General features: G+C 69.6%; 9 protein-coding genes. 6 read left to right on the top strand and 3 right to left on the bottom strand.

What is annotated here, in order from left to right; all coding sequences use genetic code 11:
• The first annotated feature begins 97 nt into the window (after positions 1–97).
• The 5 genes from U1839_RS24200 to U1839_RS24220 all read left to right on the top strand — a co-directional run bounded on the left by U1839_RS24200 (position 98) and on the right by U1839_RS24220 (position 4,442).
• Entirely contained in the window at positions 98–505 is a 408-nt protein-coding gene (locus U1839_RS24200; RefSeq protein WP_332806126.1) for a hypothetical protein, read from the top strand.
• A gap of 92 nt (positions 506–597) precedes the next feature.
• Entirely contained in the window at positions 598–1,704 is a 1,107-nt protein-coding gene (locus U1839_RS24205; protein WP_332806135.1) for a DUF3089 domain-containing protein, read from the top strand.
• A complete protein-coding gene (gene ruvX / locus U1839_RS24210; RefSeq protein WP_332806127.1) occupies positions 1,701–2,165 on the top strand; it encodes a Holliday junction resolvase RuvX in 465 nt (154 codons plus the stop codon). The genes U1839_RS24205 and ruvX overlap by 4 nt, the downstream gene beginning before the upstream one ends.
• Positions 2,166–2,226: 61 nt before the next feature.
• Entirely contained in the window at positions 2,227–3,216 is a 990-nt protein-coding gene (locus tag U1839_RS24215) for an aspartate carbamoyltransferase catalytic subunit (RefSeq protein ID WP_332806128.1), read from the top strand.
• Positions 3,213–4,442 (top strand): dihydroorotase, encoded by a 1,230-nt coding sequence (locus U1839_RS24220; RefSeq protein ID WP_332806129.1) that lies wholly within the window; start codon positions 3,213–3,215, stop codon positions 4,440–4,442. Before U1839_RS24215 ends, U1839_RS24220 begins: the two co-directional genes overlap by 4 nt.
• Here U1839_RS24220 and U1839_RS24225 read toward each other — a convergent pair whose 3' ends face one another.
• From U1839_RS24225 to U1839_RS24235, 3 genes are read right to left on the bottom strand one after another with little or no spacing between them, the layout of a single operon-like run.
• The gene (locus U1839_RS24225) at positions 4,443–5,768 is read right to left on the bottom strand and encodes an SPOR domain-containing protein (protein ID WP_332806130.1); all 1,326 of its coding nucleotides are present in this window, start codon (positions 5,766–5,768) and stop codon (positions 4,443–4,445) included.
• Positions 5,769–5,787: 19 nt separating this feature from the next.
• The gene (locus U1839_RS24230) at positions 5,788–6,423 is read right to left on the bottom strand and encodes a hypothetical protein (protein WP_332806131.1); all 636 of its coding nucleotides are present in this window, start codon (positions 6,421–6,423) and stop codon (positions 5,788–5,790) included.
• Between the two features lie 3 nt (positions 6,424–6,426).
• Positions 6,427–7,143: an AAA family ATPase gene (locus tag U1839_RS24235; RefSeq protein ID WP_332806132.1), complete on the bottom strand. Its 717-nt coding sequence runs from the start codon at positions 7,141–7,143 to the stop codon at positions 6,427–6,429.
• A gap of 163 nt (positions 7,144–7,306) precedes the next feature.
• On the opposite strand from U1839_RS24235, the gene U1839_RS24240 reads away from it, so the two are divergent.
• Positions 7,307–8,377: an SPOR domain-containing protein gene (locus U1839_RS24240; protein ID WP_332806133.1), complete on the top strand. Its 1,071-nt coding sequence runs from the start codon at positions 7,307–7,309 to the stop codon at positions 8,375–8,377.
• Positions 8,378–8,719: the final 342 nt, after the last annotated feature.

An 8,719-nucleotide genomic window follows, 5' to 3' on the forward strand; every position in this document is an offset into this window, starting at 1 on the left:
CCCCTCGCCCTACAAGCCCGAATTCGCCGGCATCGCCGAGCGACTGTGCCGCAACGGCGCGACCGATATCGAAGTCGCCGACATCCTCGGCATCGCGGTGCGCACCTTCTATCGCTGGTGCCTGCTGCACGACGATTTCACCGCCGCCGTCCGCGTCGGCAAGGACGCCGCCGACGACCGCGTCGAGCGTTCGCTCTACCAGCGCGCCGTCGGTTACGATTATGTCGCGGAGAAGGTCGTCACCGCGCGCGGCGGTGCGCCGATCGTCATGCCTTTCATGGTCCATGTCCCCGCCGATGTCCGTGCAGCGCTGCACTGGCTCGCCATCCGCCGGCCCAAATCCTGGGCACGGACACCGGAGCAACCCGAAACCGACATCGCCCGCCTCGTCGCCGAGGGCCGACAGCGCGTCGCGCGCGAGAGCGCGAAGCAGGCGGTCGTCGACAAGGCGCGCTTCAAAGCCGCCGTCGAAACCGAGGTCGCGCGGCGCATGGCGCCGCCGTGAACGCGCCCGCCCGATTGCCTGCCGCGCGCCCCTCGGGCAAGGAACGCCGCAACAGCGGCACGCTCGCCCTGCCCGTTCGGAGTTCCGCCGCCTTGGCCCGCAAGTTCCTCTATGCCGTCGTCGTGCTGATCATGCTGGCGGTCGCCGGCCTGTTCGCCTTCCGGCTCTACGGCCCGCAGATCATGCGCATGGCGTTCGTGCCGACCGGCGCCTTCGAGGAACTGCCGCGCCTGCCCGGCAACGCCTATGGCAATGCGAAGATGTGGATCGCGCGGCCCGATCTGCCCGGCAACCCCGCGCTATGGAACCCCGCCGGCTACACGCCCGCCGCCGCGCCCGAGGCGGCGGTGTTCTTCATCCACCCGACCTCCTATCTCGCCCGCGCACGCTGGAACGCGACGCTCGATGATCCCGAGGCCAATGCCCGCGCCGCACTGTTCCTGCGCGGTCAGGCCAGCGCCTTCAACGAGGTCGGCGCGATCTGGGCGCCGCGTTACCGCCAGGCCGCGTTCGGCGCCTTCCTGACCGACAAGCCCGAGGCGACCAAAGCGATCGACCTTGCGTATCGCGACGTGCTGCTGTCGTTCGACCAGTTCCTCGCCCAGGCCGGCGACCGCCCGATCATCCTTGCCGGGCACAGTCAGGGCGCGCTGCACCTCATCCGCCTGCTGCGCGAGCGCGTCGCCGGCACACCGCTCGCGAAGCGCATCGTCGCCGCCTATGTCGTCGGCTGGCCGATCTCGCGCAGCGCCGATCTTCCCGCGCTCGGCCTGCCCGAATGCACCGCCGACGCCCAGGCCGGCTGCATCCTGTCTTGGCAGAGCTATGCCGAGCCGGCCGATCCCAGCGCGATGCTCGACAAATATGACGCCTCGACCGGCCTCAACGGCGTGCCGCGCAAGGGCAGCGCGATGGTGTGTACCAACCCGATCACCGGCACTGCCGGCGGTTCGGCGCCGCCGTCCGCCAATCTCGGCACGCTGATCCCGTCGAAGGACATGGCCAGCGCGTCGATCAGCGCCGGTCAGGTCGGCGCGCGCTGCGAAGCGCGCGGCGTGCTGCTGATCGGCGAACCGCTCGCGCTCGGCCCCTATGTCCTGCCGGGCAACAACTTCCACGTTTTCGACTACAGCCTGTTCTGGGCCAATGTCCGCGCCGATGCCGCGCGCCGGCTCACCGCGTTCAAGGCCGGGCGATGATCGTCACCACCGACCGCTTCGCCTTTCGCGACGCCCTGCCCCAGGGCGGGCGGCTGGTTGGGCTCGATGTCGGCAGCAAGACCATCGGCATCGCGCTGTGCGACGCCGGGTGGAGCTTCGCCAGCCCGGCCGAACTGATCCGCCGCACCAAATTCCAGAAGGACAAGCTCGCGCTCGTCGCCTTGATCGCGGCACAGCAGGTCGTCGGCATCGTCATCGGCCTGCCGCTCAACCTCGACGGCAGCGAGAGCCCGCGCAGCCAGTCGAGCCGCGCCTTTGCCCGCAACCTGCTCGACCTCGGCCTGCCGATCTTCCTCCAGGACGAGCGCTGGTCGACCCAGGCCGTCACGCGCACGCTGATCGAGCAGGACGCCAGCCGCGCCAAACGCGCCGAGCTGGTCGACAAGATGGCCGCCGCCTATATCCTGCAGGGCGCGATCGACGCGCTGGTGGCGATATGATGCGCCGCGAATCGCCGCGGCGCTTGCGCCGGGCGCGGCCGCCCATTAGGCGAGCGCTTTAATGTCAGCCTCAGATCATCGCCCCGCTACCCTGATCGCAGGGGGTGCCGTCTTCCCGCATCGCCACCTCATCGGGATCGGCGGTTTGCAGCCGCATGAGATCACCTTCCTGCTCGACGAGGCCGAACGCTGGGTCGACGCCAATCGCGCCCATGCCGCGCCCGACAAGCGACTTGCCGGGCTCACGCTGATCAACGCCTTTTTCGAGAATTCGACCCGCACCTTGCTGTCGTTCGAGATTGCCGGCAAGCGGCTCGGCGCCGATGTCGTCAACATGCATGCCGCACAAAGCTCGGTGAAGAAGGGCGAGACGCTGATCGACACGGCGATGACGCTCAACGCGATGCGCGCCGACATGATCGTCATCCGCCACATGGCGTCGGGCGCGGTGCGGCTGATCGCGGGCAAGGTCGATTGCCCCGTGCTCAACGCCGGCGACGGCCAGCACGAGCACCCGACCCAGGCGCTGCTCGACGCGCTGACCATCCGCCGCCGGCGCGGGTCGATTGCCGGGCAGCGCGTGGTGATATGCGGCGACCTGCTGCACAGCCGCGTCGCGCGCTCCAACATCCTCGCGCTGACCGCGCTCGCCGCCGAGGTCCGCGTCTGTGCCCCCTCGACGCTGATGCCCGCCGGGATCGAGCGGATGGGTGTCACGCCGTTCACCGATTTCGATGCCGCGCTGGAGGGCTGCGACGTCGTGATGATGCTGCGGCTCCAGAATGAGCGGATGAGCGGCGGCTTCGTGCCGTCGAACCGCGAATTCCACCTGCGCTACGGCCTGACGCTCGAGCGCCTGGCCCGCGCCAGGGACGACGCTTTGGTCATGCATCCGGGGCCGATGAATCGTGGGGTCGAGATCGACTCCGCCGTTGCCGACCATGCCACGCGCTCGGCGATCACCGAGCAGGTCGAGATGGGGGTCGCGGTGCGCATGGCATGTCTCGACGTCCTCACCCGGCGAAGTCGCGGTGTGGAGGGCTGGGCATGACGACCGCCCCCCTCGCCTTGCTCGATGCCGAACTCGTCTGCCCCGTCGCGGGCGTGACTTACGGCGGCGTGCTGGTTCGCGATGGCGTGATCGCCGCGACCGGAAGCTTTGCGGTCCCCGACGATGCCGAGACGATCGACTGCAAGGGCAAGATGCTCGCGCCGGCGATCGTCGATCTCGGCGTGTTCGCGGTCGATCGTGCGGCATGCCATGCCGGCGGCATCGTCCGCATCGGCCTGATGCCCGACCAATCCCCGGTGCTCGACGATCCCGGCATCGTCCAGCGCGCCGCGCTGATCGGTCGGCCGGGGTTGTGGATCCACCCGATCGCTGCCGCCACCAAAGGGCTGGCCGGTCACGACCTCGCCGAGATGGCGATCAACCATGCCGCCGGCGCCCGCGCGGTCGGCACCGGCGCGCGCTGGATCGCGGATTCGGGCGTGATGCGCAAAGTGCTGGCCTATGCCGCCGATCTCGGCCTGACCGTCGTCGCGCATGCCGAGGATGGCGGCGTGGCGGGCGATGCCGTCGCCACCGCCGGCGAGACCGCGACGCGGATGGGTCTGCCCGCGGCCCCTTCGATCGCCGAGGCGCTGGCCATCGCGCGCGACCTGATGCTGGCCGAGGATACCGGCGCTGCGCTGCATTTCCGTCAGGTGACGACGGCAGCGGGCTTCGACCTGATCCGCGCGGCCAAGCGGCGCGGCGTGCGGGTGACCTGCGGCATCACCCCAGCGCATCTGTTCCTGTCCGACATCGCGATGAGCGACTTCCGCAGCTTCGCCCATCTCTCGCCGCCGCTGCGCAGCGAAGACGACCGCCGCGCCGCGATCGAGGCGGTGCGCGAAGGGACGATCGACGTGATCTGTTCGGGGCACGACCCACGCGGGCCGGAGGAAAAGCGCCTGCCCTTCGCCGATTCGAGCGCCGGCATGGCGGGCGCAGCGACCTTGCTCGCACTGTCGCTCGGGCTGGTGCGTGACGAGGTCATCCCGATCGAGCGGCTGTTCGCGCTGCTCGCCGCCAATCCGGCACGAATATTGGGGGTTGCGACGGGCACGCTGACGGTCGGCGCACCGGCCGATCTGATGCTGCTCGATCCCGACGCGTCGTGGATGATCGATGCCGATGCCATGCCCGGCCGCGCGGGCAACACGCCGTTCGATGGCTTGCCGGTTCAGGGCAAGGTGCGCCGCCTGTTCAAGGGCGGCGCGTCGCTGCTCTGATCAGCGCTTGGCGAGCGCCTTCGCGCCCTTGACCCAGCTCGCGGTCTGCTCGCCGACGCTGGTGCGTACGAAGCAATGACCGCCCTTGGCGCGATAGGCGCTGCACAAGGACAATGCGTCGTCGCGGGCAAAGCCGCCGACCGAGACGCGGTAGAAGGTGCCGGCCTTCGAGGTCACATTCATGCCGAAAGGTGTGTGGCCGGCAAAGTGGCGTGCGATCCCGCCCCATTTGTCCTGCGCGATGGCAGGGCTGTCATAGGCACCGATCTGGACGAAGAAGTCGCCCTTGGCCGGCGCCGCGGCCGGCTTGGCCGGACGAACGGGCACGGCGGCGACCGCGGCCAGCGCGACCGGGCGCGCCGGTGCCTTGACCGCGACGGCGCGGACCGGACGCGGCGGCAGCGCCTGGACGATTTCCTGGCGCGGCCCGAACTGAATCGACGCGACCACGACGGGTGCCGGTGCCGGCGCCGCGGCGGCGGCTACCTCGACCGGCGCGACCTCGGCGGCGAGCGGCGACGGGCCGGGCATGTGCGCATCGACCGGATCGGCGGCGGCGACCGCGACCGGGGTGGTGGCGTTGAGCGCCAATGCGACGGGCTGGCCGTGATCCTCGATCGGCGTTACGCCGAGCAGCGTCGCGACCTGGTCATAGGCCGATTTCGGGCGCGCGAATGCGGCCCATTGCATGACGCGCTGGTCGACCTCGGCGGGCGCGACATCGACCGCGATCATCGCCTTGGCTTCCTGCCAGCGACCGGCCAGCGCCAGCGCCAGCGCCAGATTCTGCCGCGCCTTGGCATCGGCGCCGGGCGCGCGCACCGCGCCGGTCAGCACCTCGACGGCACCCGAGGGATCGCCGGCGAGCGCCATGGCGAGGCCGCGGTCGCTCGGTGCGATCGTCTCGGCATGGGCGGCGAGCGTCTTGCGTGCGCCGTCCCAGTCGCCGGTGGCGATCTGCGCCAGCGACAGGTTGAGCGCGGCCTTGCCATTGTCGGGCGACAGCGTCAGCGCGTCGCCAAAGGCATCGCGCGCCGAGGTGAAGCGGCCGGCCTTGAGATAGCTCTGACCGAGCACGATGCGGTAATCGGCGACCTGCGGCCGCAACGCCACGGCGGCCTCGGCGAAGGTCACGGCCGCGTCGGCCTTGCCGCCGGCGAGCAGCGCCTGCGCCTTGTGTGCGCTGGCCAGGGCCTTTTTCTCGGCCTTGCTCTCGCTGCGCGCGCTGGCGAAGGCGATGCCGGTGTGCGTGGTCGCGCTCGCCACCATCATGCCGCCGAGCACCAGTGCCGACAGCCCAACCGTGATAACAGCCCGGGTCTTCATGGTGTTTCCCCCCAACAGGTCAACGTCGTGCCTTGGGCGGCGGGAGCTGGCTGACCAGCGCGCCGACTTCGGGCAGCGAATGCAGGAACGCGTCGAGTGCCTCGGTGACGAGGTTCTGCGCGGAACGATGGCAGAGCGCGCTGGCGATACGCAGGCGCAGATGGCGATCATGGTCGAGCCGCAGCGTGAAGGCGGCCTTGCCATGCTTGGTCTTGGCGGCAGTCTCGCGATCGAGCCGCGTGGCGGTGGCCACAGACACCGAACGTACCACGTCGACCGGAGCAGGTGCCGGTGCCGGCGCGGCCTCGCTGACGGGCGCGGGTCGCGGCGCCAACGCCTCCTCCTGCTCCTCTACCTCGTCATGAGACGCGGCCGGCGGCGCGATCGGCGCGGCGGGCGGTTCGTAGGCGCGCGGCACGGGCGCGAATTCTTCCTGCAGCTGTTCCTGCTGACGCACGACCGGCGGCACCTGCGCGACGTGCGGCGCCTGCGGCACGTCGTGCCCCATATCGTTCCAGCCGAGATCGTCCTGCTGGCCGGGGATGGCGCCGAAGCCACCATAGCCCTGCGGGCGCATCGCGGGACGCGCCTGGCCCTTGCGGGCGAGCAGGCCGGAGGACAGCGAGGCGAGCGGCTTTGATCCCATGATCGACATGGCTCAGCTCACCACCCGGCGGCCGAAGCCACCTTGCGCGGGTCGCGCCGCACCGAAGCCATTGGCTGCGGTCGGGGCGGCGAAGACGGTGCGGCGGAAATTCTTCTCCAGCCGGTCGGAGATATAACCCCACAGCGCCTGGATCTCCTGCGCCGACTTGCCGTTGCCATCGACCTCCATGACGGTGCGGCCGTCGATCATCGAGGCGGCGAAATCGGTGCGGTGATGGATCGTGATCGGGGCGACGGTGCCGTGCTGCGACAGCGCGACGGCGGCCTCCGAGGTGATGCTGGCACGCGGCGTGGCGCCGTTGACGACGAACAGCAACGGCTTGCCGGCGCGTTCGCAGAGATCGACCGTCGCACCGACGGCGCGCAGATCGTGCGGGCTCGGGCGGGTCGGGATGACGATGAGTTCGGCAACGGCGATGACGCTCTGGATCGCCATGGTGATGGCGGGCGGCGTATCGATCATCGCCAGGCGGAAGCCCTGCTGGCGCAGCACCTCGAGATCGGCCGAGAGCCGCGCGACGGTGGTCTGTGCGAAGGCGGGATATTCGGTCTGGCGTTCGTTCCACCAATCGGACAGCGAGCCCTGCGGATCGATGTCGATGAGCACGACCGGGCCGGCACCGGCCAGCTGCGCCTGGACGGCGAGATGCCCGGAGAGCGTGGTCTTGCCCGACCCGCCTTTTTGAGATGCCATCGCGAGGACGCGCATGTTACCGGTACAACCCCTGCTGTTCACAGGAGAATTGCCACGACAGACCTCAAGAAGAGGTTAACGACCGCCCCAAAATGGCCATCACATGGCTAACGAAATCTTTGCCAACGCCGCGATACGAGGCATGATCCGGTCGAGTGGCGTTTCGGGGACGGGGCAGATGATGCGAAACACGATGCGCGGGGCGGCCTTGGCCGTCGCCATATTGGGACTGTCGGCGGGGCTGACGATGGCGGCGCCGGCGATGGCCGACGTCAAGGCCGGGGTCGATGCGTGGAGCCGCGGCGAATATAAAAAGGCGGTCGAGATCTGGCGGGTCGACGCCAATGCCGGCGATGCCGATGCGCAGTTCAACATGGGCCAGGCCTATCGCCTCGGGCGCGGCGTGCCGGTTGACCTGCCGATCGCCGAGGGCTGGTTCCGCAAGGCGGCGCTGCAGGGGCATGTCGAGGCGATCACCAATTACGGGCTGACGCTGTTCGACGAGGGCAAACGCAGCGAGGCGGTGCCGTGGCTCGAAAAGTCGGTCGCCCGCGGCGAGCCGCGCGCCCAGATGGTGCTGGGCACGATGCTGTTCAACGGCGACAGCGTGCCGAAGGACTGGCCGCGCGCCTATGCGCTGCTGGTGCGCTCCTCGGCCTCGGGCCTGCCGCGCGCGGCGCAGGTGCAGGCGCAGATGGACGAATATATCCCGCTCGAGCAGCGCCAGCAGGGGCTGGTGCTGGCGCGGCAATATGAGGCAGCGGCGCAGCGGCCGGAACTGCCGCCGGAAATTGCCGGCGTCGGCACCAGTGGCGGGATGCGCGGGACCGAATTACCGCCTTCCTCCTATGACCCCAATGCCGGGCAGCAGCCGGCGATCGCCGACACGCGGCCGGCCAAGCCGGTGCGCCCGACGCGACCCACGCCGGTGGTGACGCAGGTGCCGGCGCCGACGCGCCCCGCGCCGGCGGTCGAGGCGCCGCCCCGGCCGGCAGTGGCGGTAACGGCGCGCGGCGGGGGCTGGAAGCTCCAGCTCGGCGCCTATCGCGACGAGAACAATGCGCACAATCTGTGGCGCAAGATCGACGGCAAGGGCGTGGTGCCCGGATTGCAGGGATCGTTCCCGAAACGCGGGCCGCTGACCTTGTTGTTGGCCGGGCCGCTGAGCTCGGGTGCGGAAGCCGCGAAGGCGTGCGGGGCGATCAGGGCGGCGATCCCCGGCACGGCATGCGTGCCGCTGGCGCCGTAGCGGGCGCACGCGGCCGCCGGTTGGGGGCGGCCGATCGCGGATGTGAGGTCGACGCTGAGAAAGAGGCGCGGTTCGGCGCGTGGGACTGTGTGGCGCGGTTTCGCCTGCGGTTGAATCAGGCTGTGCAACTGCGGGCGCTATGGCGGAATCGGCGATGCGGCTTTCACGCGTTGGCGTTCAGGGGTTCGGCACGTGGCGTCGCGCCTCTTGCTGAGAGGCAATTTCGTATTGTGTTGTCTAATTGATTTTACATACATTTGATTTTCCTTGGTAATTCTGACCTTGGTCTATGGTTGTCTTCGTGGTCATGGACGAGCGTTGGCGCTGTGATGTCCATGCCGC

It is taken from the genome of Parasphingomonas halimpatiens, from assembly GCF_036663795.1.
Lineage (GTDB): Bacteria > Pseudomonadota > Alphaproteobacteria > Sphingomonadales > Sphingomonadaceae > Sphingomonas.

Coding starts and splice junctions, on each gene's coding strand:
- U1839_RS24225 (WP_332806130.1), bottom strand. CDS start 5,768: ATGAAGACCCGGGCTGTTATCACGGTTGGGCTGTCGGCACTGGTGCTC.
- U1839_RS24235 (WP_332806132.1), bottom strand. CDS start 7,143: ATGCGCGTCCTCGCGATGGCATCTCAAAAAGGCGGGTCGGGCAAGACC.
- U1839_RS24215 (WP_332806128.1), top strand. CDS start 2,227: ATGTCAGCCTCAGATCATCGCCCCGCTACCCTGATCGCAGGGGGTGCC.
- ruvX (WP_332806127.1), top strand. CDS start 1,701: ATGATCGTCACCACCGACCGCTTCGCCTTTCGCGACGCCCTGCCCCAG.
- U1839_RS24220 (WP_332806129.1), top strand. CDS start 3,213: ATGACGACCGCCCCCCTCGCCTTGCTCGATGCCGAACTCGTCTGCCCC.
- U1839_RS24240 (WP_332806133.1), top strand. CDS start 7,307: ATGATGCGAAACACGATGCGCGGGGCGGCCTTGGCCGTCGCCATATTG.
- U1839_RS24230 (WP_332806131.1), bottom strand. CDS start 6,423: ATGTCGATCATGGGATCAAAGCCGCTCGCCTCGCTGTCCTCCGGCCTG.